The following is a 21,996-nucleotide window of genomic DNA, read 5'->3' as shown; positions in this document are numbered from 1 at the left end:
CGCACGATAGCGAACAAGCGCGAGCGCAGCCATTACGCAAAGGGCATACTTGTCAGGTAGTTGGCGGGCGACACCGAGCGTCGGCGAACACCGTTTCGTCCGACACCCCATCCGCCAAACCCCGTCGATTGCCCTCTATGGTGCGATATGGCCGCCGACTGCCGCATCACCACCAAGTAGCATACGCACCCTGCCGAGCAGCGCCGCTTATACGCCATAGCCCGACGTCCCGGCGCCTGCGCGCCGCTCATGCCCGGCGGTTGTCAAATTGCTGGAACGCGAGACATCCACTCGCGGCGCAGGATGGCGTATTGCATGGTGTTTTCGTAGATCGGATTGCCCGCGTCGTCAGTGGTGAACGATACGAACTCGACGAACATGCCTTCCAGGCGCATGCCCAGCTTTTCGCAGAGGCGCTGCGAGGGTTTGTTGTGGTCTTCGGCATAGGCATAAATCCGGCGAAAGCCCTTTGCCCGGAAAAGATGATCGAGCAGGGCTCTTGCGGCTTCGAACGCATATCCCTGGCCACCGAACTGCGGGTTGAGGTTCCAGCCGACCGAGGTGGTTTCGTCTTCCTCATCCTCTCCGGCGCCGCCGAACAGATCGCCGATGACCTGACCGGTTTGTTTCAGACATATCGCCACGCTGCCCTCGTCGAGGGCGCGTTTTTTGACCTCGATCTCCGCCTCAGCCAGGTCTGCGAGCTTGAGCGAGAGAAAGCAGGGGGCGGTGGGCGCGCGCAGATAAGCGAAGAGGTCCGCTGCATCTCCCTCCCGGAAGGGCCTCAGGATCAGGCGCTCGGTTTCAATGATCTGCATATCCGATCCTCTTCGAAAGGCGGTCAATGATGTGCATGGGACAGCCTGCGAGACCCGGCCAGCCTGCTCCTCATCCGGGTGGAGAAACGCCTGCTGGCCTGGATCGAGGGGGAGCGCGCGCCCGTCGCGGCCGCCGCCGAATAGGCCCGGCGCATCGCCGTGCGACCGGCGCCTCAAGCGCCGCCGCCCAGGTTGGACAGGGCGAACGCCGCGAGGAAACCGGCGACGGTGATGAAGCCGGCGAAGTCGTGGGTCTCCGCGAACGCCTCGGGGATCATGGTGTCGGCGATCATGGCGAGGATGGCGCCGGCGGCGACGGCCTGGGTGGCCGCCACCACCGCGTCGCCGAGACCGGCGAAGACCACATAGCCGGCCGAGGCGGCGATGCCCGAGACCGCGGCGATGCCGCCCCACAGGCCGAACACGTAGGCGGCCGACCGCCCGGCCCGCTTCATCCCGGCGGCGCTGGACAGGCCTTCCGGCACGTTCGACAGGAAGACGGCGATCACCGCGACGAGGCTGACGGCGCCGCCGCCGATCAGGCTGACGCCGATGACGATGGACTCGGGGATGCCGTCGAGCAGGGCGCCGATGGCGATCGCCATCCCGCTGCCGCCGTCGGACGGCTGCTGCCCGCCGGACCGCTTGCGGTGCTTGGCGCCGCAGCGCGAGACGACGACGTTGGCGACCGTGTAGACCAGCGCGCCGCCGAGGAAGCCGACGGCGGTCGCGGCGAAGCCGCCGCGGTCCATCGCCTCCTCCATCAGCTCGAACGACAGGGCGGAGATCAGCACGCCGCTGCCGAACGCCATGATGGCGGCGATGACGCGCCGGGGAATCCGGGCGAGATAGCCGACGGCCGCCCCCAGGAGCAGGGCCGAACCGCCGAGCAGCCCCCACAGCCCGGCCTGAATCGACAAGGGCACGGCGCCTCCCTCATTGCAACGGCGAAACGATATGCGCAGCGCCGGCCACGGCCCTTGCGGCGCATCGGAGGGGAAGGGAGAATAGAGGTGGTTTCCCCCGCGCCCACCCGTGAATCGGCAATATTCCGGCAGCGTAACGACCGCCGTGGGCGTGTCCGGCCACCGCCAGCGTCACGTGCTCGCGTCGGTCCCCCCTCCCGGCCTCCCCCCACTCCGCGGCGGGAGGCGAGCGCCCGACCCTACACCCCCCAGCGCAGGGCCGCGGTGTGGAGCGGCGCGTCCCACAGGCGCAGCGCCTCGCCGTCCAGCATGGACAGGGTCACCGAGCAGCCCGCCATCTCCAGCGAGGTCACGTAGTTGCCGACCAGCGAGCGGGCGATCGTCACGCCGCTGCCCTCCAGGCGGCGGCGCACGGCGTCGTACATCAGGTAGAGCTCCATCAGCGGGGTGCCGCCGAAGCCGTTGACCAGCAGCAGGGCGTCGCCCGCGGCCTGGTCGGCGAGGTCGCCCAGCACCGCGCCCACCATCTCGTCGGCGATGGCGTCGGCGCTCGCCAGCGGCACGCGGCGGCGGCCGGGCTCGCCGTGAATGCCCACCCCCATCTCCATCTCGCCCTCGCCCAACGTGAAGGTGGGCTTCCCGGCGGCCGGCACGGTGCAGCTCGTCAGCGCCACGCCCATGCTGCGGGTGCGGCCGTTGACCCGCTCGCCCAGCGCCTGGAGCGCCGCCAGGTCCCTGCCCTCCTCGGCGGCGGCGCCGACGATCCGCTCGACGACCAGGGTGCCGGCGACGCCGCGCCGGCCGGTGGAGAAGCTCGAGACCTCCACCGCCACGTCGTCGTTGGTGAGCACCGTGGCGACGGGACACTCCAGCAGCTCCCGCGCCATGTCGAAGTTCATCACGTCGCCTTCGTAGTTCTTGACGATGAACAGCACCCCGGCGCCGCTCTCCACCGCCTCGGCGGCGGCCACCATCTGGTCGGGCGTGGGCGAGGTGAAGACCTGCCCCGGGCAGGCGGCGTCGAGCATGCCGCGGCCGACGAAGCCCGCGTGCAGCGGCTCGTGGCCCGAGCCGCCGCCGGAGATCAGCGCCACCTTGCCGGGCACCGGCGCGGCGCGGCGCACGAAGCGCCCCTCGGGGTCGGCGGCGACGATGTCGGCGTGGGCGGCGCAGAAGCCGGCGAGGCTCTCGCTCAGCACGGTGTCGACGCCGTTGATCAGCTTCTTCATGGACCTTCCTCCCCGGGGGCTGCGGTTCTTGTCGGATCAGGGCTCGTGCAGGAGCTGGGCGACCCTGGCGGCGAACTCGGCGACGATGGCGTCCAGCGTGCGGTTGCGCGCCTCGTCGCCGAGGTCGGGCACCTCCACGGCGACCCGGCGGGTGCGGTGGTGGCCGTGCAGGAGCTGCAGGCGCCGCGGATGGGCGCGGCGGTAGGCGGCGAGGAAGGCGTCGCGCTCGGCCGGGGCGAAGTGGCAGATCTCGAAGATCTGCTCCAGGTGCTGCGCCGGCACCGGCGTGGCGTGCGCCGGATTGGCCATCTGCGAGACGAAGCTGCGGTTCTTGCCGATCGCCTCGGCCAGCCGCTGGCGCGTGCCGGACGGGCGCAGGTTCAGCACCTGCTGCAGGATGCGCTTGTAGACCACCAGCGGCGGGTCGGCCGGCACGGCCGCGGTCTTGCGGGGCTCGCTCACCGCACCGCCCTCCAGCCGGCGACCGCCGCCTTGACCGCGGCGACCGCGGGCGGCGCCATGGACAGGCTGCGCAAGCCCGCCGCCAGCAGGGCCGGCACGTGGCGCGGCTCGCCGGCGAGGTCGCCGCACAGACTGACCTCGCGGCCGGTGGCGGCGCCGTGGGCGGCGACGCGGGCGATCAGCTCCAGCACCGCCGGCGCCGGTTCGGCCAGCTCGGCCAGCTCCGGCTCGTCGCGGCTGGCCGCCATGGTGTACTGGATCAGGTCGTTGCTGCCGACCGAGAAGAAGTCGGCGGCGAAGGCGGCGACCGACAGCGCCGCCGCCGGCACCTCCACCATCATGCCGAGCGGCGGCCGCGCCGCCGGCACGCCGGCGGCGGCCAGCTCGGCCAGCGCCGCCTCCAGCAGGGCGCGGCAGCGCGCCATCTCCGCCGGCAGCGCCACCATCGGCACCATCACCTTCAGCGGGCCCTCGGCGGCGGCGCGGGCGAGCGCCCGGAGCTGCACCGCGAACACCTCCGGCCGGCGCAGCGACAGCCGCACGCCGCGCACGCCGAGGAAGGGGTTGCTCTCGCCGGGCCGGGTCAGGCCGGGGATCGGCTTGTCGCCGCCGGCGTCGAGCGTGCGGATGGTCACCGGCCGGCCGTCCGCCCAGGCGAGGATGCGGCGGTAGGCGGCGAGCTGCTCCTCCTCGTCGGGCAGGCGGTCGCGGCCGTGGAACAGGAACTCGGTGCGCACCAGCCCGACGCCGTCGACGTGGGCGGGGTCGACCGCCGCCAGCTCGCCGGGGTCGCCGACGTTGATCAGGACCCGCACCGGCTCCCCGTCGGCGGTGGCGGCCGGGCAGTCGAGATGGACCGCCTCGGCCGCCCGGCGCGCGGCGCGGCGCGCCTGCGCCTCGGCGAAGGCCGCGACGGCCTCCGTGTCCGGCCGCACCACCAGGGTGCCCTCCTCGCCGTCGAGCAGGGCCGGCGCGCCGTCCTCCAGCCCGTCGGTGGCGAGGCCGACCACCAGCGGCACGCCGCGGGCGCGGGCGAGGATCGCCACATGGCTGGTGGTGCTGCCGCGGCCGAGGACCAGCCCGCCGCCGGCCCAGGCGACGGCGAGGAATCGGGACGGCGGCAGGTCGTGGCCGATGAGGACGGCGTCGCCCGGCAGCGCCTCGTCCTCGGCGCCGGTCAGCCGCCGCAGCACGCGGTCGCGCAGGTCCACGAGGTCGGCGGCGCGACCGCGGAAATAGGCGTCCTCGGCGGCGGCGTAATCGGCGATCTGCGCGTCCAGCGCGTCGCGGAAGGCCGTTTCGGCGGGGACGCCGGCGGCGACGGCGGCGAACGCCGCCTCGGTCAGCGCCTCGTCCTCCAAGAGCGCGATCTGGAAGGCCAGCATGGCCTCCGCCTCGTCGTCCCCGGCGCCGCCGGCAAGGACCGCCAGTTCCTCGGCCGCCGCCGCCATGGCGGCGCGCAGGGCCGCGTCCTCCTCGGCCTGCGGGCCGGCGCGGCGCCCGCTGGCGGCGGCCTCGGCGATCCGGTGCAGGCGGCCGGAGACCAGACCGGGCGCCGCCGGCCGGCCGTGGAAGCGCCGCATGCCCTCGTCCGCGCCGGTCTCACGCGCCATCGTCGAAATCCCGCTCCACCAGCCCGACCAGCGCCGACACCGCGGCGTCGGCGTCCTCGCCCTCGGCGCGGAAGTGCAGCACCGTGTCCTTGGGCGCCTTGGCCGCCATCACCTTGACGATGCTCTTGGCGTCGATCCACGGGCCCTCGGCCGACAGGCCGAGGTCGATCCGGCTGCGGAAGCTCTTGGCCAGCTTGGTCAGCTTGACCGAGGGACGGGCGTGCAGCCCGACCTCGTGGCGCATCAGGATCGCGCCGTGGGCCTGTCCGTTCATGGGTGCGTCCGCCTTCACGCCGGCCTCAATTCCTCGGCGGTGCGCCGGACCTCGTCCAGGCTCGACCCCGCCGACGCTTCGGTTCCCGCCATCACCGCGCCCTCGACGATCGGGGCGTTGCACAGCATCACCCGCCCCTGCCGGTCGGCGGGCAGCATCTCGATCGCCATCTCGCTGTTGGTCTCGGCGCCGCCGAGGTCGACCAGCACGGCCACGCCCTTCTCCGACCACGCCCGCTCGATGGCGTCGAGGATCGCCGGCACGCTGGTGCCGAGCCCGCCGTCCGGGTTGCCGCCGCACCAGGCCAGCGGCACCTCGTCGCCGACCATCTGGCGCACCATGTCGGCGGTGCCCCGCGCCACGTCCGGCGAATGGGACACGATGACGATGCCTACGTTGCTGCTCACGCCCGCTCCTCCAACCATCCGACAACCGCGTCCACCATCAGCGCCGACGACCGCGCGCCGGGGTCCATGTGGCCGACGCTGCGCTCCCCCAGGAAGGAGGCGCGGCCGCGCACCGCCCGCATCGGCACCGTCGCCTCGGCCGCGGCGTGCGCCGCCGCGGCCAGCCGGCCCGGCAGCCCGGGGCCGCCGCGGCGCAGATCATCCAGGACCGGCACCAGGACGTCGAGCATCGTCTTCTGCCCGGCGTCCGACTTGCCGCGCGCCTTGACCGCATCGACCGCCGCGGCGAAGGCCCGCACCGCGTCCTCCGCCGTGGGCGCCGCCGGCAGGGTCTTGCCCAGGGTGAGGAACAGCGTGCCGTAGAGCGGCCCCGAGGCGCCGCCGACCCGCATCACCAGCGCCTTGCCGACGCCGGCCAGGGCCTCGGGCAGCGGCTTGGCGGCGAGCTCGTCGACCGACTCCAGCACCGCCTCGAAGCCGCGCTTCATGTTCAGCCCGTGGTCGCCGTCGCCGATCGCCTGGTCGAGCGCCGTCAGCTCGTCGGCGTGGGCGATCACCGTCTCGGCGACGGTGCGGATCAGGCGCGCCAGGGCGGCGGCGTCGCTCGTCGTGTCGGCCGTCATGGCCGGGCCCTCCCCATGGTTGCAGCGGCCGGCAGCGCCGCCTCGCCGTCGATGCGACGGCCTTCGGCGTCGAAGTATACGGGATCGGCCAGCTCCACCGCGACCCGGTCGCCGGCCCGCAAGGGGGCGTGCGGGTCGGCCAGCACCACCAGGGTGTGGCCGCCGACCTCCAGGTGCAGGTGGCTCTGGTCGCCCAGGTGCTCGACCCGGTGGACCAGCGCCGGCCGGGCGTGCGGCCCGGCGGCGCCGAGGCGCAGGTGCTCGGTGCGGGCGCCGATGGTGCGGGTGCCGGGCGGCGCCGCGGGAGCCGGCAGCAGCCCCGCCGGGATCAGGTTGATGGCCGGGATGCCGAGGCGGGCGGCGACGTGGACGCTGCACGGCCGCTCGAACACCTCGCGGGGCGTGCCGACCTGGACCAGCCGGCCGCGGTCGAGGACGCCGATCCGGGTCGCCAGGGTCATCGCCTCCACCTGGTCGTGGGTGACGTAGAGGATGGTCGCCCCCAGCTCGCTTTTGATCCGCTTCAGCTCCAGCCGCAGCTCGGAGCGCAGCTTGGCGTCGAGCGCCGACAGCGGCTCGTCCATGAGGTAGACGGCGGGGCGGCGCACCAGGGCGCGGCCGATGGCGACCCGCTGCATCTCGCCGCCCGACAGCCGGGTCGCCCGGTTGGCGAGCTTGTGGTCGATGCGCAGCAGCCGGGCGATCTCCTCGACGCGGGCGCGGATGGCGGCCTCCGGCTCGCGCCGCAGCGGCGCGCGCAGGGGGAAGGCCAGGTTGTCGTAGACGCTGAGGTGCGGGTAGAGCGAGAACTGCTGGAAGACGAAGGCGACGTCGCGGCCGGCCGGCGGCACCTCCGTCATCGCCCGGCCGCCGATGGCGACCTGCCCGGCGTCCGGCCGCTCCAGCCCGGCCACCAGGCGCAGCGCCGTGGTCTTGCCGGCGCCGGTGGGCCCCAGCAGCACCACCAGCTCGCCGTCGCCCACCGTCAGGGTCAGGTCGTCCAGCGCGGTGACGGCGCCGTAGCGCTTGCTCACGCCGCTCAGGGTCACCTCAGCCATGGCGCACCTCGCCGAGCGGTTCGCGGCCGGGCCGGGGGTCGTCGTAGAGGGCGCTGCGCAGGGCGCGGCCGCCATCGCCGTCGCCGTCGAACAGGACGAGGCTCTCGGCGCGCAGCGCCAGCCCCACCGTCTCGCCGTCGCGCACCGTCCGGCTCGACGGGATGCGCGCCTTGACGGTGCCGTGGGCGGTCTCGACGGTGACGATCTGGGTGGTGCCCATGTACTCCACCCCCAGCACGCGGCCGCGCAGGGCGGCGGCATCGTCGAGGCGCACGTGCTCCGGCCGCACGCCGAGCACCAGGCGGCCGGGCGGGCGGTCCTCGTGCACCTCCGGCACCGCCACGGCGGCGCCGTTCACCGCCACCTGGCGGTCGCCGCGGCGCACCGCGCCCTCGAAGCGCAGGAAGTTCATCGGCGGCGAGCCCAGGAAGTCGGCGACGTAGAGCGTCGCCGGCCGGTCGTAGATCTCCTGGGGCGGCCCGACCTGCTCGACGACGCCGTGGTTCATCACGGCGATGCGGTCGGCCATCGACATGGCCTCCATCTGGTCGTGGGTGACGTAGACGGTGGTGGCGCCCAGCCGGTCGTGCAGGTCGCGCAGCTCGCCGCACATGAGGTGGCGGAACTCGCTGTCCAGCGCGCCCAGCGGCTCGTCCATCAGGAAGGCCTTGGGCTGGCGGACGATGGCGCGGCCCAGCGCGACCCGCTGGCGGTCGCCGCCGGCCAGCCCGGAGACCGGGCGGTCCAGCAGGTGGTCGATGCGCAGGAGGCGCGCCGTCTCCTCCACCCGCCGCCGGATCTCGCCGCGCGCCACCCCCTGGCAGACCAGCGGGAAGGCGATGTTGCGCCGCACGTTCATGTGGGGATAGAGGGCGTAGAGCTGGAAGACGAAGGCGATGTCGCGGGCGGCGGCGCGGCGTCCGGTGACGTCCTCGCCGCCCAGCAGGATGCGCCCCGACGTCGGCAGCTCCAGCCCGGCGATCATCCTCAGCGTCGTCGTCTTGCCGCAGCCCGACGGCCCCAGCATGACGAAGAACGTGCCGTCGTCGATGGTCAGGGTCGAGCCCTGGACGGCGACGAAGGCGCCGAACTCCTTGCGCACGTTCTCGATCCGGATCTCGGCCATGGGCTCGCTCACTCCGGGAAATGGCTGACGACGAGGAAGCCGACGGTGCCGGCGAGGATCACCGCGAACGACCAGCCGTAGAGGGCCAGCGAGAACGGCTGCATCAGCATGAACGCCCCCAGCCCGATCACCGCCATGGCGGCGGCTTCGCACGGGCCGCGGCGCAGCGCGCGGGGCCAGCTCATCGCCGCACCGCGCCGAAGGTGATGCCGCGCAGCAGGTGCTTGCGCAGCAGCACGGTGAAGACGACGATCGGCACCAGGAACAGGGTGGTGGCGGCGGCCACCGCCGGCCAGTCCTGGCCGCCCTCGCCGATGATGAAGGGGATGAAGGGCGGCATGGTCTGCGCCTCGCCCGAGGTCAGCAGCACCGCGAAGGCGTATTCGTTCCAGGCGAAGATCAGGCAGAAGATGGCGGTGGCGGCGATGCCGGTGGCGGCCTGGGGCAGCACCACCTTGCGGAAGGCGGCGAGGCGCGAATAGCCGTCGATCAGCGCCGCCTCCTCGTACTCGCGCGGGATCTCGTCGATGAAGCCCTTCAGGAGCCACACCGCCAGCGACACGTTGACCGCGGTGTAGAGGAGGATCATGCCGACGTGGGTGTCGGTCAGGCCGAGCTCGCGGTACATCAGGTAGATCGGGATGGCGACGGCGATCGGCGGCATCATGCGGGTCGACAGGATGAAGAACATCAGGTCGTCCTTCAGCGGCACCTTGAAGCGGGAGAAGCCGTAGGCGGCGAGCGTGCCGAGGAACACCGCCAGGAAGGTCGAGCCGAAGCCGACGATCAGCGAGTTGGCGAACCGCTCGCCCACCTTGGACGGGCCGGCGATCACCATGTTGCGCGAGCGGACCAGCCGCTCCACCCAGCCGTCGGGCGGCGGCAGGCCGGCGATGTACTCCGCGGTCTGGCGCGAGCGGGTGGTGAACAGGTTGACGTAGCCCTCCAGCGACGGCTCGGCGACGATCTTGGGCGGATAGGCGATGGCGTCGGACGGCGTCTTGAAGCCGGTCTGGACGATCCACAGGAGCGGCACCACGGTGAGCACGGCGTAGCCGATCACCAGGACCGCGGCGAGGCGCTTGGGCCAGACGCCGTTCATCGCTGCCTCACCGCGTTGAGGGCCTTGACGTAGATGTTGGCGAGGCCGAACACCGTGACGAAGAGGATGACGGCGAAGGCCGAGGAGTAGCCGGTGCGCCACTTCTCGAAGGCCTCGCGCTTCAAGGTGATGGAGGCGAGCTCGGTGGTCGAGCCGGGGCCGCCGGAGGTCAGCAGGTTGACCATGTCGAACATGCGGAAGTTCTCGATGCCGCGGAACAGCACCGCCAGCATCAGGAAGGGCAGCACCATCGGCAGGGTGATCGACCAGAAGCGCCGCAACGGGCCGGCGCGGTCGACCTCGGCCGCCTCGTAGATGTCCTCGGGGATGGAGCGCAGGCCGGCCAGGCAGATCAGCATGACGTACGGCGTCCACATCCAGGTGTCGACCAGCACGATCGCCCAGGGGGCGAGGTGCACGTCGCCGATCATCTGGAAGGAGCTGGGGTCGACCCCGCTGACGAAGGCGACGGCGTAGTTGAAGAGGCCGGTCTGCGGCTGGAACAGGAAGGTCCAGAAATTGCCGACGACGGCCGGCGACAGCATCATCGGCAGCAGGATCACCGTGGTCCAGAAGCCGTGGCCGCGGAAGCGCGCGTTGATCAGCAGCGCCAGCCCGAAGCCCAGCAGCACCTGCAAGGTGATCGACCAGACGACGAAGTGCGCGGTCGCCTGCATGGCGTACCAGACGTCGACGTCGGACAGGATGCGCGTGTAGTTGTCGAGCCCCAGCCAGCGCAGCGGCGCGTCCGGCCGGTTGGCGCGGTAGTTGGTGAAGGACAGGCGCACCGTCCAGATCAGCGGGAACACGTTGATCGCCAGCAGCAGCAGGATCGTCGGCGCGATGAACAGCCAGGCGACGGCGCGGTCGGACAGGCCGCGCACCCGCGCCGCCAGCGCGGGCGGCGTCGCCGCGCCGGCCCGCTCGGCCAGCGTGTGGAGGGTGGAGAGCTCGGTCATGGCCGTCCCGGTTGGTCGGGGAAGCGGAAGGACGCCCCCGGCGGCGCGCCGGGGGCGGGCTCGGTCACAGCTTGCCGTCGTCCTCGAACACCACGGTCCAGTCCTTGATCAGCAGGTCGAGCGCCTCCTGCGCCGTGCCGCGGCCGGCGACGACGTAGTCGTGCATGCGCTTCTGCATGTCGAGGAGCAGCGAGGCGTAGGACGGCTCCGCCCAGAAATCCTTGACCATCCCCATCGACTCCAGGAAGTCGGCGGCGAACGGCGCGCTCTTGGGGAAGTCCGGATCGCTCAGCACCGCCTTGTGGCAGGAGTAGCCGCCGAGCGACCACCATTTCTTCTGCACGTCCGGCTGGGCGAACCACTTGATGTACTTCAAGGCGTCGTCGCGGTGGTCGGAATAGGCGACGACCGAGATGCCCTGCCCGCCGAGCTGGGTCCCCTTCTCCTTCTGCATCGGGTTGACGAAGAAGCCGATCCGCTCGCCGCCGACGTCGGGGTCCTTGTAGAGCCCGGGGAAGAAGGCGAAGAAGTTCATCTGCATCGCCACCTGGCCCGACTTGAAGGCGTCCAGCCCCTCCTGCATGTAGGCGTTGGTCATGCCGGGGGCGGTGCAGCAGTCGTACAGCGACTTGTAGAACTCCAGCCCCTTCACCGCGTCGGGCGAATTGACGAAGCCTTCCATGGAATAGGGCTTCTTCGGGTCCTCGTACTTGAAGCCGAAGGCGTAGAGGGCGTTGGTCACGCCCATGGTGATCCCTTCGGAGCCGCGCTCGGTGTAGATGTAGGCGCCGTAGACCTTCTTGCCGTCGATCTCGCGGCCCTGGAAGAAGGCGGCGACCTCCTTCAGCTCGTCCCAGGTCTTCGGCGGCGCCAGCTCGCGGCCGTGCTTCTCCTTGAAGGCGGCGCGGATCTCCGGGCGCGAGAACCAGTCCTTGCGGTAGGTCCAGCCGATGGCGTCGCCCATGGCCGGCAGGGCCCAGTAGTTGGGCGTGTTCTTCGGCCACTCGGAATAGCCCGTCACCGTCGCCGGCATGAAGTCATCCATGGAGATGCCTTCACGCGCGAAGAAGTCGTTGAGCTTCACGTAGTGGCCGTTCTCCGCCGAGCCGCCGATCCACTGGCTGTCGCCGATGATCAGGTCGCACAGCTTGCCCTTGGAATTCAGCTCGTTGAGGAAGCGGTCGGCGTAGCTGGTCCACGGCACGAACTCGAACTTCATGCCGATGCCCGTCTGGGACGTAAAATCCTTCGACAGCTCGACCAGCGCGTTGGCCGGGTCCCACGCCGCCCAGCACAGGGTCAGCTCCTTCGACTGCGCCATCGCCGGCTGGGCCGCACCCGCCGCCAGCGCCAGCGCCGCCGCTCCGCACATCCACGTCACCGCCTTGCCCATGGTTGTCCTCCCCAACGAACGGGCGGCCCGGCGCCGTGCCGGCCGATCCCGCTGATGTTTAGTGATTTGATTAGTGTCGACGATTCCACTAAACACAGGACTTGTCAAGGCGAGAAACAATCAGCATGGCGACCGTCCTGTTCCGACCCGCGGCGGGCGCCCTGGCGTCCGCGCGATGGCGACGGCATGATTCCCGTTCGGGCGAAGGCCACTCCGCAGCGGAAAGGCGGTTGGGACGAGCGGGTGCGGCCGGTGTGGCAACGGATTGCCCGGCACCCTCCCGCCCCGGCGAGCGCGCTCCGGCAAAATGTTTGTTGCGCGTTCTACTGTTTAGTGTTCACGCGGCGCCGCCTCGCCTCGAACGAACACCGTCCGGTGTGACCATCGCCGGCCGCGGCTGTTACCGGGGCAGCGAGGACCGCGATACGGAGGAGATCATGGCCGAGGACCGCAAGCCCAAAGGCGAGACGTGGAAGGACGTGCGCAAGGACGAGCCGGCGATGACCAAGCGCGACGAGGCCAAGCCGGGCACCCCGGGGACCGGCGAGGACATCGATCCCAAGACGGGGGAACGCTTCAACGAGGGCATCGGCGGGGCGTGACCCCGCGCCCGCCCCGGCCGCCGGCGAACCGCGATGCGGTCGCCGGCGGCCGGCGGAGGGTTCGATTCAGTGCCGCACCCGTTCGGTGTGCACCACGTCGTCGTCGCGGCCGGTGACGCGCAGGGCGAAGCGCTTGGCGCCGCCTGGGCGGCTGCGCACGTTGATGATGTCGCCGACCCCGAGGAGCCGGTCGGCGTCGAGCAGGTCGCCGTCGGCGAGGCCGTCCTTCTCGGGCTCGACGACGCTCCAGATCGTGCCGATCGGCGTCGCCGCGTCCTTGTGCAGGCCGGGCACCGGCTTCGGCATCCTGGCCTTGCGGCCGAACAGCCCCATCCTCCGCTCTCCTTCCCCGCTCACCAGGCGTGACGGCCGCCCAGCCCCATGGGCAGTCGGCTCATCAGGCCGATGGGCAGCAGGAACAGGGCGAGGTTGGCCCAGGAGAAGCGCCGCGCCCGTGCCGGCGGCGCCGGCTCGGCCCAGCCGCCGCTCGCCTCGTGGAACTCCGCCATGGGGCGCCGGACGGCGCCGTCGGTCCGCGGCGCGGGCCGGTTCTCGAACATGCCGCGCTCGTAAAAGCGGGCGAGCGCCCATTCGCTGACGCCCGGCGCCATCGCCTGCTGGATCTCCGCCGCCCGGCCGGGGCCGCCGACGAACATCTCGCGGCGGGGCCGCTCGGCGAGATCGGCGATGGCGTCCGCCACCGCTTCCGGCGCCGTCACCGGCCCCGGCGGGCGGACCGCGCGGCCGGTGTAGTTGGCGGCGTGCTGCCACAGCGGCGTGTCGATGGTGCCGGGCATGACGGTGCAGACATGGATGCCGGGCTCGTCCACCAGCTCCTGCCGCAGGGTCTCGGAGAAGCCGCGCACCGCGAACTTCGAGGCGACGTAGGCGGTGGCGTAGCGCTGGCCGACGGTGGAGACCGTCGAGGCGTTGTTGACGATGACGCCCTCGCCGCGCTCCAGGAAGTGCGGCAGCACGGCGCGGCAGCCATGCACGGTGCCGAGGAAGTTGGTGGCGACGACGCGGTCGAACACGTCGCCCGGAACGTCCTCGAAGCGGCCCAGCGCCATGACGCCGGCGTTGTTCACCCAGACGTCGATGCCGCCGAAGGCGTCGATGGCGCGGCGGGCGAGATGCTCCACCTGCGCCGGGTCGGTGACGTCGGTCGGCACCACCATGGCGCGGCCGCCCGCCTCCAGGCAGGCGTCGGCCACCGCGTGCAGGGCCTCGTCGCGCCGCGCCGCCAGCACCACGGCGGCGCCGCGCCGGGCGAACTCGACCGCGGTCGCGCAGCCGATGCCGCTGGACGCGCCGGTCACCACCACCACCTTGTCGACAACGCGCTTGGCCATGGCCTGCCGTCCCCCCTCTCTGGCTCGGGTTCCTCCCGGGCTTCAACAGCGCGGGCGCGGCAAAGGGCACCCCCTCCCCCGTTTTCGCTCGCCCGGGCCGCCCGGACCCTTGGATCGGCCGGGAGATTGGCGTTAACATCGCCGCCGAACCGACACCTTTGGGGATGGGAGCACCGGCTTGGCTGCGCGAGAGCTTGACGTACGGGGCCTCTACTGTCCGCTGCCGATCCTGCGGACGCGCACGCTCCTCGACACGATGGCGGCCGGCGAGGAGGTGATCGTGTACGCCACCGATCCCGCCTCCGTCATCGACTTCAAGCACTTCTGCAACACGACCGCGAACGAGCTGGTGGCGCACGAGACGCGCGACGAGGTGTTCGTCTACCACATCCGCCGCGGCGTCTGAGAACTCCGAGGTCCCAGTCCATGAGCACGCTGCGCCCCGTCACCCCGCCGCCGCTGCGCCCGGCCGCGGTGGTCCACGGCCCCGGTTCGCGCGACGTCGACGCGCTGCTGGAGGACTTCGCCTTCACCCTGAAGCGCCGCGGCTTCCGGGTCGGCGGGGTGATCCAGCGCAACTTCGGCGGCGGCGCGCACTGCGCCGACCAGATGGAACTGGTCGACGTCGCCGACGAGCGCACCTTCGGCATCTCCCAGGATCTGGGGCGCGGCTCCACCTCCTGCCGCGTCGATCCCGCCGGGGTGGCCGACGCCAGCCAGGCCGTGCGCCGCGCCGTGGCGGAGCACGCCGACCTGATCCTCGTCAACAAGTTCGGCGGGCTGGAGGCGGAGGGCGGCGGCCTCGCCCAGGAGATCCTCGCCGCGATGGCCGAGGGCATCCCGGTGCTCACCAGCGTCGGCAGCCGCTTCCTCAACGAATGGCACGCCGCCACCGGCGGCTACGGCGACCTGCTGTCGCCCCAGGCCGAATCGCTGTGGCGCTGGTGGGGGCCGCACCGCCTCTACGAGGACCTGGTGCTGGGCGTCGAGGACGCCGAGGTGGCGGGGGTCGTCGTCGGCCCCAAATGGCTGCTGCTGGAGACCACCGACGGGCGCGTCGGCCTGACCGCCCGCCCCGCCGCCGCCACGGCCGAGCCGCCGCCCGAGCGCTGGGCCGGCGCCAGCCTGAAGGCGCTGGCAGCGCAGGCGGCGCGCTCCTGGGATCCGCTGGAGACGGCGGTCGGCCTCGCCGCGGTCAACGCTCACTACAACCGCGCCGACCTGGAGGGGGAGGCGACCAACGGCCTCGACCTCTTCGCCGCATGCGACGGCCCGGTCGTCGTCGTCGGCGGCTTCCCGCAGATCCGCGAGCGCCTGCCCCGCGCCCAGGTGATCGAGATGGAGCCGACGCCGGACCAGTACCCGGAGGCCGCCTCGGAATGGCTGCTGCCGGGAGCCGCCGGAGCCGCCGTGACCGCCTCCACCCTGGCCAACCGCACCCTGCCGCGCCTGCTGGCGGCGGCGCGGGGCGTGCCGGTGGCGCTGGTGGGGCCGGGCACGCCGATGACGGACCGGCTGTTCGACTACGGCATCCACACCCTGTCCGGCTTCGTCGCCACGGAATCCGGCGACATCGGCCGGGTCATCCTGGCGGGCGGATCGTCCAAGCAGTTCCACGTGCACGGCCGCTTCGTCACCCGCCACCGCTGACAAGAGCGGATCGCGTGGAATCGGAATCGATCTGAAGCGTGAATCCGCCGGTCAAGCAAAGTCACGGAGTTTCGTGCGTTTCCTATGGAGCGCACGAAACTCCAGAACCGAAGGAAAGGGACGAGACATGGACGAGAAGACCCGCACGGAGCTGGAGGCCGCCGCCTTCCGCGGCCTGGTGGCGCACCTGCAGAAGCGCACCGACGTGCAGAACATCGACCTGATGAACCTCGCCGGCTTCTGCCGCAACTGCCTGTCCAAATGGTATCTGGCGGCCGCCAAGGAGCGCGGCGTGCCGCTGACCGACGAGGAGGCGCGCACCGCCGTCTACGGCATGCCCTACGCCGAGTGGAAGACCCTGCACCAGCGCGAGGCGAGCCCCGAGCAGCAGCAGCGCTTCGAGGAGACCAAGCCGCTGCACGCGGTGATCAGCGGCCACACCTGACGGCGCGTGGTGAGGGGCCGGTGCGGCCCCTCATCCGAACAGCCCGGTGAAGGGCAGGAACGCCACCATGTCGCCCTGGCGGATGGCGCTCGCCTCGGCGGGCATGTCGACCAGCCCGTCCGCCTCCACCATCGAGGTCAGCACGCCGGAGCTGTCGTTGGCGAACTTGCGGGCCACCGGCAGGCCGTCCGGGCTCGTCTCCAGGCGGGCGCGCAGGAATTCGCGGCGGCCCGGCTTGCGGCGATGCTCGAAGCCGGCGACCACCAGGCAGCGCGCCACCGGCGTCGTCTCCGCCCCGGCCAGGCGCAGGACCAGCGGCCGGCCGACCAGCATGAAGGTCACCATCGCCGACACCGGGTTGCCCGGCAGGCCGAGGAAGACGGCCTTGCCCAGCCGGCCGATCGCCAGCGGCTTGCCCGGCTTGATGGCGAGCCGCCACAGATCGATGCCGCCCAGCGCGTCGACCGCGCCCTTGACGTGATCCTCCTCGCCGACCGAGACACCGCCCGAGGTGATGACGAGGTCGGCGCGTTCCGCCGCCGACGCCAGCGCGCTGCGCACCGCCTCGGCACGGTCGGGCAGGATGCCGAGGTCCTCCAGCTCCACCCCCAGGGTGGCGAGCTGGGCGCCCACGGTGTAGCGGTTGGCGTCGTAGATGGCGCCGGCCGGCTTGGCGGTTCCCGGCTCGCGCAGCTCGTCGCCGGTTGAGAACAGCACCACCCGCAGGCGCCGGCGCACCATCAGCGAGGAGCGGCCGACGGCGGCGGCGAGCCCCACCTCCTGGGCGCGCAGGCGGCGGCCCGGAGTCAGCACCACCGCCCCCGCCCGCATGTCCTCGCCGGCGGGGCGGACGTTGGCGCCGGGCTCGGGCGGCGTGGCGACGACGACGACGCCGTCCTCGGCCGTGCAGTCCTCCTGCATGGCGACGGTGTCGACGCCGGCCGGCACCGGCGCGCCGGTGAAGATGCGCACCGCCGCCCCCGGCTCGACCGCGCCGTGGAACACCGAGCCGGCCGGCACGCGGCCGACCACGGGCAGCCGCAGCGGCTCCCGCTCACCCGCGGGCGGCGCGGCATAACCGTAGCCGTCGACGGCGGAGACGGCGGCCGGCGGCACGTCGCCCTCGGCGACCACCGGCTCGGCCAGGACGCGGCCGATGCAGCGGCCCAGCGGCTGGGGCTCGACCGCCGTCACCGGCCCGTAGGTCGCGGCGATGCGGGCCAGCGCGTCGTCGAGCGGCAGCGGGCCTGAGCCCGTCGGGGTGTCGCAGTCCATCCTCTTCGTCCTCCATCGGCCGCACCCGGCGCGGCGGCCCATCGTCGCCATCCGGACCGGCCTTGGCAACCGCGATGACGTCGCAGCCGCCGGCGGACGCGCCGCGGATTGCGGGGCAGCCATGCGGTTGTTGGCGCCGACCGAGGGCGCCGCTAGGTTTCTCCGGTCCGTCCTCCCGCGGTGCCCGCATGCCCGACGCCTCCCCCGCCGTCCCCGCCTCCGCCGCCCCGACCCTGTCGGCGCGCCCGCTGGTCCTGCTGGCCTGCGCCGCCTTCGCCTCGGCGACGACGTTGCGCGTCGCCGACCCGCTGCTGCCCCAGGTGGCGGAGGAGTTCGGGGCGAGCGTCGCCGACGCCTCGGTGGTGGCGACCGCCTACACGCTCGCCTACGGCCTCTGCCAGATCGTCTACGGGCCGGTCGGCGACCGCTTCGGCAAGTACGGCACCATCACCGTCGCCACCTTCCTCGGCGCCTTCGCCACCCTGGCGGCGGCGTGGGCCGGCGATCTGGCGACCCTCGGCCTGCTGCGGCTGGCCGGCGGCGCCACCGCGGCGGCGCTGATCCCGCTGTCCATGGCCTACATCGGCGACCACGTGCCCTACGAGCGGCGCCAGCCGGTGCTCGCCCGCTTCATCTCCGGCCAGATCCTCGGCATCATCGCCGGCCAGTCGCTGGGCGGCATCCTCGGCGAGTTCGTCGGCTGGCGCGGCGTCTTCGCGCTGTTCGCCGCCGCCTACCTCGTCATCGCCGGCCTTCTGTACCTCGAGTGGCGGTCGCCGCGCGTCGTCGAGACCCATCACCGCACCGGCGTCGCCGGGCTGGTCTCCGCCTACCGCGGCCTGTTCCGCTCGGCCGCGGTGCGCCGCGTGCTGGCGACGGTGTTCGCCGAAGGGATGCTGTTCTTCGGCGGCTTCTCCTATCTCGGCGCCTTCCTGCGGCTCGACTACGGCTTCGACTACGCCACCATCGGCCTCATCCTGACCACCTTCGGGCTGGGGGCGCTCGCCTACACCCTGTCGGCCGACCGCATCCTCGCCCGCCTCGGCCAGTCCGGCATGGTGCTGGCCGGCGGGCTGCTGCTGGCGGCGGGCTACGGCCTGTTCGCCCTGGTGCCGGCGTGGTGGACGCTGGTGCCCGGCATCGCCGCCTGCGGCACCGGCTTCTACCTCTTCCACAACACCTTGCAGACCCACGCGACGCAGATGGCGCCCCACGCCCGCGGCATCGCCGTGTCGCTGTTCGCGAGCTGCCTGTTCCTCGGCCAGGCGGCCGGCGTCACGCTGGCCGGCCACGTCGTCGAGGCCGCCGGCTTCCCCGCCCTGTTCGCCGGGGTGGGGCTGCTGCTCCTGGCGCTGGCGGCCGGCTTCCGCGCCCGCATCGGTTGAGGCGGGCGCGGAAGCGCCTCACGCCGGCGCGACCTCGGGAAGGTCGGCCATGGCGGCCTGCAGCGCCGCCTCGTCGTAGGGCACGTCCTGCAGCTTGCCGGCGAAGTGGTCGGTGTAGGCCTGCATGTCGAAGTGGCCGTGGCCGGACAGGTTGAACAGGATCGTCTCCGCCCGGCCCTCCGCCTTGCAGCGCAGCGCCTCGTCGATGGCGGCGCGCACCGCGTGCGAGGCCTCCGGCGCCGGCACGATGCCCTCGGTGCGGGCGAACCGCACCGCCGCCTCGAAGCAGGTGGTCTGCGGGTAGGCGCGGGCCTCGATCAGGCCCAGCTCCTTCACGTGGCTCACCATCGGCGCCATGCCGTGGTAGCGCAGGCCGCCGGCGTGGAAGCCCGGCGGGATGAAGGTGGAGCCCAGCGTGTGCATCTTCACCAGCGGCGTCAGGTGGCCGGTGTCGCCGTAATCGTAGGCGTAGGTCCCCTTGGTCAGGGTCGGGCAGGATGCCGGCTCGACCGCCACCACCCGCACCGCCCGGCCCCGCAGCTTCTCGCGCAGGTAGGGGAAGGCGAGCCCGGCGAAGTTGGAGCCGCCGCCGGTGCAGCCGATGACGACGTCGGGCTCGTCGCCGGCCATCGCCATCTGCTCCATCGCCTCCTCGCCGATCACGGTCTGGTGCAGCAGGACGTGGTTGAGGACGCTGCCCAGGGCGTACTTGGTGTCGTCGCGCTGCACGGCCCGCTCCACCGCCTCGGAGATGGCGATGCCCAGCGAGCCCGTGGAGTCCGGGCTCTTCGCCAGGATGGCGCGGCCGGCCGCCGTCAGCTCGGAGGGGCTGGCGATGCAGGTGGCGCCGTAGGTCTCCATCAGGGCGCGACGGTAGGGCTTCTGGTGGAAGCTGATCTTCACCATGAAGACCTCGACCTCCAACCCGAACAGCGAGCCGGCGAAGGCCAGCGACGAGCCCCATTGCCCGGCCCCCGTCTCGGTGGTCAGGCGGCGGACGCCCTCCTCCTTGTTGTAGAAGGCCTGGGGGACCGAGGTGTTGGGCTTGTGGCTGCCGGCCGGGCTGACGCCTTCGTACTTGAAGTAGATCCGTGCCGGCGTGTCGAGGGCCTTCTCCAGGCGCCGCGCGCGCACCAGCGGGCTCGGCCGCCACAGGCGGTAGACGTCGCGCACCGGTTCGGGGATGTCGATCCAGCGCTCGCCCGAGACCTCCTGGGCGATGACCGCCATCGGGAAGATCGGCGCCAGGTCGTCCGGGCCGATCGGCTTGCCGGTGGCGGGATGGAGCGGCGGCGGCAGCGGCACCGGCAGGTCGGCGGCCAGGTTGTACCAGGCCTTCGGCATCCGGTCCTCGCCGAGCACGTACTTCGTGCTTTCGGTCATGCGGGTCCTCCCGACGGGCCGTCCGCCCCCTGCGGACGGCGCAGCGTCGGGTTATAGCACGCCGACCGCACCGAGACCCCCGGACACGACGGCGCGGGCGTCCCAGGAGCCTCAGCCGACGCGCACGCGCGCCAGGAAGCGGCCGAGCTCGCCGGTCAGCTCGTCGGCGTGGACCGAGAGGTGGCGGACCGACTCCAGCACCTCGTAGGCGACCTTGCCGCTCGCGCCGGCGGCGGCGTTGACCCCGCCGATGCTGGTCGAGACCTCCTGGGTGCCGTGGGCGGCCTGCTGGATGTTGCGGCTGATCTCCTGGGTCGCGGCACCCTGCTCCTCGACGGCCGAGGCGATCGAGGTCGCCACCTCGTTGATGTGGCCGATCACCCGGGCGACCTCCTGGATCTCCCGCACCGCCTCGCCGGTCACCGTCTGGACGTTGGCCACCTGGGCGGCGATGTCCTCGGTGGCCTTGGCGGTCTGGTTCGCCAGCGCCTTGACCTCCGAGGCGACGACGGCGAAGCCCTTGCCGGCCTCGCCGGCGCGCGCCGCCTCGATGGTGGCGTTCAAGGCCAGCAGGTTGGTCTGGCTGGCGATGGAATTGATCAGCTCGACCACGGCGCCGATGCGCTCGACCGCCACGGCCAGTCCGCCGACCTTGTCGTTGGCGCGTCCGGCGATCACCACCGCCTCGCGGGCGATCTGCGAGGACTGGCCGACCTGCCGGCTGATCTCGCCGATCGAGCCCGACAGCTCCTCGGTGGCCGACGCGACGGTCTGCACGTTGGCCGAGGTCTGCTGCGTCGCCGCCGCGACGGTGCCGGCCAGGTTGTTCGTCTGGTCGGCCGACCGCGTCATCTCCTGGACTCGCCGCTCCATGCCCTCGGCCTCCTCGGCGACCGAGCGGATGACGCCGCCCACCGCCTGCTCGAAGTTGTCGGCGAGCTGCGCCATGGTGCGGCGCTTGTCCTCCTCGGCGCGGCGCGCCAGTTCGGCCTGCTCGGCCTCCAGCCGGATCTTCGCCTCGGCGTTCTCCTTGAACACCTGCACCGCTCGCGCCATGGCGCCGAGTTCGTCGCCGCGCCCGGTCTCGGGGAACGTCACGGCGAGGTCGCCGGACGCCAGGGCGCGCATCTTCTCGGCGAGGCGGCGGAGGGTGACGCTGACCGAGTGGCCGACGTAGGCGAGCAGGACGATGGCCGGCAGCGCCAGCACCGCCACCACCCCCATCAGCGTCGAGAGCTGCGCCAGGAACTCGGCGCGGATGTCATCGACGAAGATTCCCGTGCCGATGAAGATGCCCCAGGGATCGAATCCCTTGACGTAGGCAACCTTGACCGCCGTCTCCGTGCCGCCGAGGGTGCGTGGCCAATCGTAGGCGTAGGTGCCTTCGCCGCCGCGCTTGACGATGTCGACCAGGGCGGGGATCACCGGCACCCCCCGGCTGTCCTTGATGCCGGACACGTCCTTGCCCATCAGCTTGTCGCTGGGATGGGCGAAGCCGACGGCACCGTAGGTGTGGGCGAACAGGTACTCCTCACCGTTGTAGCGGATGGCCAGGAGCGCCTCCTTGAAGCGGCTCTGCGCCTCCTCGCGGGACATGCGGCCGGCCGCCGCCTCGGCCTCGAACTTCACCGCAAGGCCGTGGCCCGCCTCGACCATGAAGCGCAGCGCGTCGACGCGGTCCTGGTACATGCGGCTGTAGCTGAGATAGAGCGCCGTTGCGACGATCACCGAACAGGCCAGGCTGGCCAGCACGACGAGACTCCAGAGCTTCGTCCGGATGGAAAGTGAGATGGACGGCATCGCGCCCTCCCCGCTCGATAGGGTTGTCTGTTACCGAGCCGAGTCTTCGGCGCCCGATATTGCAGAAGCTTTAAAACTTACGGCGTAGTTCGCGGTGGGCGCATATGCCGCAGC

Annotated in this window: 24 protein-coding genes; 5 read left to right on the top strand and 19 right to left on the bottom strand. The window is 72.1% G+C overall.

Translation table 11 applies throughout. The annotated features are described in order from the left end of the window. Positions 1-263: 263 nt before the first annotated feature. The 14 genes from ACSBPG_RS25700 to ACSBPG_RS25635 form a co-directional block, all read right to left on the bottom strand. Positions 264-818: a GNAT family N-acetyltransferase gene (locus tag ACSBPG_RS25700; RefSeq protein WP_435540089.1), complete on the bottom strand. Its 555-nt coding sequence runs from the start codon at positions 816-818 to the stop codon at positions 264-266. A gap of 173 nt (positions 819-991) precedes the next feature. Beyond that, positions 992-1,744 (bottom strand): ZIP family metal transporter, encoded by a 753-nt coding sequence (locus ACSBPG_RS25695; protein ID WP_435540088.1) that lies wholly within the window; start codon positions 1,742-1,744, stop codon positions 992-994. Between the two features lie 239 nt (positions 1,745-1,983). Continuing rightward, a complete protein-coding gene (dhaK, locus tag ACSBPG_RS25690) occupies positions 1,984-2,973 on the bottom strand; it encodes a dihydroxyacetone kinase subunit DhaK (RefSeq protein WP_435540087.1) in 990 nt (329 codons plus the stop codon). A gap of 36 nt (positions 2,974-3,009) precedes the next feature. After that, positions 3,010-3,435, bottom strand: a complete 426-nt coding sequence (locus ACSBPG_RS25685) for a hypothetical protein (RefSeq protein ID WP_435540086.1) — start codon at positions 3,433-3,435, stop codon at positions 3,010-3,012. After that, entirely contained in the window at positions 3,432-5,048 is a 1,617-nt protein-coding gene (ptsP, locus tag ACSBPG_RS25680) for a phosphoenolpyruvate--protein phosphotransferase (protein WP_435540085.1), read from the bottom strand. Before ptsP ends, ACSBPG_RS25685 begins: the two co-directional genes overlap by 4 nt. Beyond that, entirely contained in the window at positions 5,038-5,322 is a 285-nt protein-coding gene (locus tag ACSBPG_RS25675; RefSeq protein WP_435540084.1) for an HPr family phosphocarrier protein, read from the bottom strand. The genes ptsP and ACSBPG_RS25675 overlap by 11 nt, the downstream gene beginning before the upstream one ends. 14 nt (positions 5,323-5,336) lie before the next feature. Further along, the gene (gene dhaM, locus ACSBPG_RS25670; RefSeq protein ID WP_435540083.1) at positions 5,337-5,729 is read right to left on the bottom strand and encodes a dihydroxyacetone kinase phosphoryl donor subunit DhaM; all 393 of its coding nucleotides are present in this window, start codon (positions 5,727-5,729) and stop codon (positions 5,337-5,339) included. Further along, positions 5,726-6,352, bottom strand: a complete 627-nt coding sequence (gene dhaL / locus ACSBPG_RS25665; RefSeq protein WP_435540082.1) for a dihydroxyacetone kinase subunit DhaL — start codon at positions 6,350-6,352, stop codon at positions 5,726-5,728. The genes dhaM and dhaL overlap by 4 nt, the downstream gene beginning before the upstream one ends. Continuing rightward, on the bottom strand, positions 6,349-7,410 hold the full coding sequence (locus ACSBPG_RS25660; RefSeq protein WP_435540081.1) for an ABC transporter ATP-binding protein: 1,062 nt from the start codon (positions 7,408-7,410) through the stop codon (positions 6,349-6,351). The genes dhaL and ACSBPG_RS25660 overlap by 4 nt, the downstream gene beginning before the upstream one ends. Continuing rightward, on the bottom strand, positions 7,403-8,536 hold the full coding sequence (locus ACSBPG_RS25655) for an ABC transporter ATP-binding protein (protein WP_435540080.1): 1,134 nt from the start codon (positions 8,534-8,536) through the stop codon (positions 7,403-7,405). The genes ACSBPG_RS25660 and ACSBPG_RS25655 overlap by 8 nt, the downstream gene beginning before the upstream one ends. Positions 8,537-8,544: 8 nt before the next feature. Further along, positions 8,545-8,721, bottom strand: a complete 177-nt coding sequence (locus ACSBPG_RS25650) for a hypothetical protein (RefSeq protein WP_435540079.1) — start codon at positions 8,719-8,721, stop codon at positions 8,545-8,547. Next, positions 8,718-9,638, bottom strand: a complete 921-nt coding sequence (locus ACSBPG_RS25645) for a carbohydrate ABC transporter permease (protein ID WP_435540078.1) — start codon at positions 9,636-9,638, stop codon at positions 8,718-8,720. Before ACSBPG_RS25645 ends, ACSBPG_RS25650 begins: the two co-directional genes overlap by 4 nt. Next, positions 9,635-10,597, bottom strand: a complete 963-nt coding sequence (locus tag ACSBPG_RS25640; protein ID WP_435540077.1) for a carbohydrate ABC transporter permease — start codon at positions 10,595-10,597, stop codon at positions 9,635-9,637. Before ACSBPG_RS25640 ends, ACSBPG_RS25645 begins: the two co-directional genes overlap by 4 nt. A gap of 64 nt (positions 10,598-10,661) precedes the next feature. Further along, positions 10,662-11,990: an ABC transporter substrate-binding protein gene (locus tag ACSBPG_RS25635; protein WP_435540076.1), complete on the bottom strand. Its 1,329-nt coding sequence runs from the start codon at positions 11,988-11,990 to the stop codon at positions 10,662-10,664. Between the two features lie 437 nt (positions 11,991-12,427). Between ACSBPG_RS25635 and ACSBPG_RS25630 the strand changes: the two genes are divergently transcribed. Beyond that, on the top strand, positions 12,428-12,592 hold the full coding sequence (locus ACSBPG_RS25630) for a hypothetical protein (RefSeq protein ID WP_435540075.1): 165 nt from the start codon (positions 12,428-12,430) through the stop codon (positions 12,590-12,592). A 66-nt stretch (positions 12,593-12,658) separates the two neighbouring features. Here the strand turns inward: ACSBPG_RS25630 and ACSBPG_RS25625 are convergent, their stop codons facing one another. Together ACSBPG_RS25625 and ACSBPG_RS25620 are read right to left on the bottom strand one after the other, a co-directional pair. Beyond that, a complete protein-coding gene (locus ACSBPG_RS25625) occupies positions 12,659-12,925 on the bottom strand; it encodes a hypothetical protein (RefSeq protein ID WP_435540074.1) in 267 nt (88 codons plus the stop codon). Between the two features lie 20 nt (positions 12,926-12,945). Next, complete coding sequence (locus tag ACSBPG_RS25620) at positions 12,946-13,944, bottom strand: SDR family oxidoreductase (RefSeq protein ID WP_435540073.1); 999 nt, start codon at positions 13,942-13,944, stop codon at positions 12,946-12,948. Between the two features lie 178 nt (positions 13,945-14,122). Here ACSBPG_RS25620 and ACSBPG_RS25615 point away from each other — a divergent pair, with 178 nt between their 5' ends. The 3 genes from ACSBPG_RS25615 (at position 14,123) to ACSBPG_RS25605 (ending at position 16,039) form a co-directional block, all read left to right on the top strand. Beyond that, entirely contained in the window at positions 14,123-14,350 is a 228-nt protein-coding gene (locus ACSBPG_RS25615) for a sulfurtransferase TusA family protein (RefSeq protein WP_435540072.1), read from the top strand. A 20-nt stretch (positions 14,351-14,370) separates the two neighbouring features. Then, positions 14,371-15,594 (top strand): DUF2478 domain-containing protein, encoded by a 1,224-nt coding sequence (locus ACSBPG_RS25610; protein ID WP_435540071.1) that lies wholly within the window; start codon positions 14,371-14,373, stop codon positions 15,592-15,594. 127 nt (positions 15,595-15,721) lie between these two features. Then, positions 15,722-16,039 (top strand): DUF1244 domain-containing protein, encoded by a 318-nt coding sequence (locus tag ACSBPG_RS25605; RefSeq protein ID WP_435540070.1) that lies wholly within the window; start codon positions 15,722-15,724, stop codon positions 16,037-16,039. Positions 16,040-16,069: 30 nt separating this feature from the next. Here the strand turns inward: ACSBPG_RS25605 and ACSBPG_RS25600 are convergent, their stop codons facing one another. Then, positions 16,070-17,314, bottom strand: a complete 1,245-nt coding sequence (locus ACSBPG_RS25600; RefSeq protein WP_435540069.1) for a molybdopterin molybdotransferase MoeA — start codon at positions 17,312-17,314, stop codon at positions 16,070-16,072. 188 nt (positions 17,315-17,502) lie between these two features. Between ACSBPG_RS25600 and ACSBPG_RS25595 the strand changes: the two genes are divergently transcribed. Then, positions 17,503-18,699 carry an MFS transporter gene (locus tag ACSBPG_RS25595; RefSeq protein ID WP_435540068.1) on the top strand — a complete coding sequence of 399 codons (1,197 nt, stop codon included), beginning with the start codon at positions 17,503-17,505 and terminating at the stop codon, positions 18,697-18,699. Between the two features lie 18 nt (positions 18,700-18,717). Here ACSBPG_RS25595 and ACSBPG_RS25590 read toward each other — a convergent pair whose 3' ends face one another. Continuing rightward, positions 18,718-20,082 carry a TrpB-like pyridoxal phosphate-dependent enzyme gene (locus ACSBPG_RS25590; RefSeq protein WP_435540067.1) on the bottom strand — a complete coding sequence of 455 codons (1,365 nt, stop codon included), beginning with the start codon at positions 20,080-20,082 and terminating at the stop codon, positions 18,718-18,720. Positions 20,083-20,193: 111 nt separating this feature from the next. Continuing rightward, positions 20,194-21,882: a methyl-accepting chemotaxis protein gene (locus ACSBPG_RS25585; RefSeq protein ID WP_435540066.1), complete on the bottom strand. Its 1,689-nt coding sequence runs from the start codon at positions 21,880-21,882 to the stop codon at positions 20,194-20,196. Positions 21,883-21,996: the final 114 nt, after the last annotated feature.

This window comes from Azospirillum sp. ST 5-10 (assembly GCF_051225715.1).
Taxonomy (GTDB): domain Bacteria; phylum Pseudomonadota; class Alphaproteobacteria; order Azospirillales; family Azospirillaceae; genus Azospirillum.
Note: the sequence above shows the minus strand (reverse complement) of the source record. Positions and strands in the feature narration are given on the sequence as shown.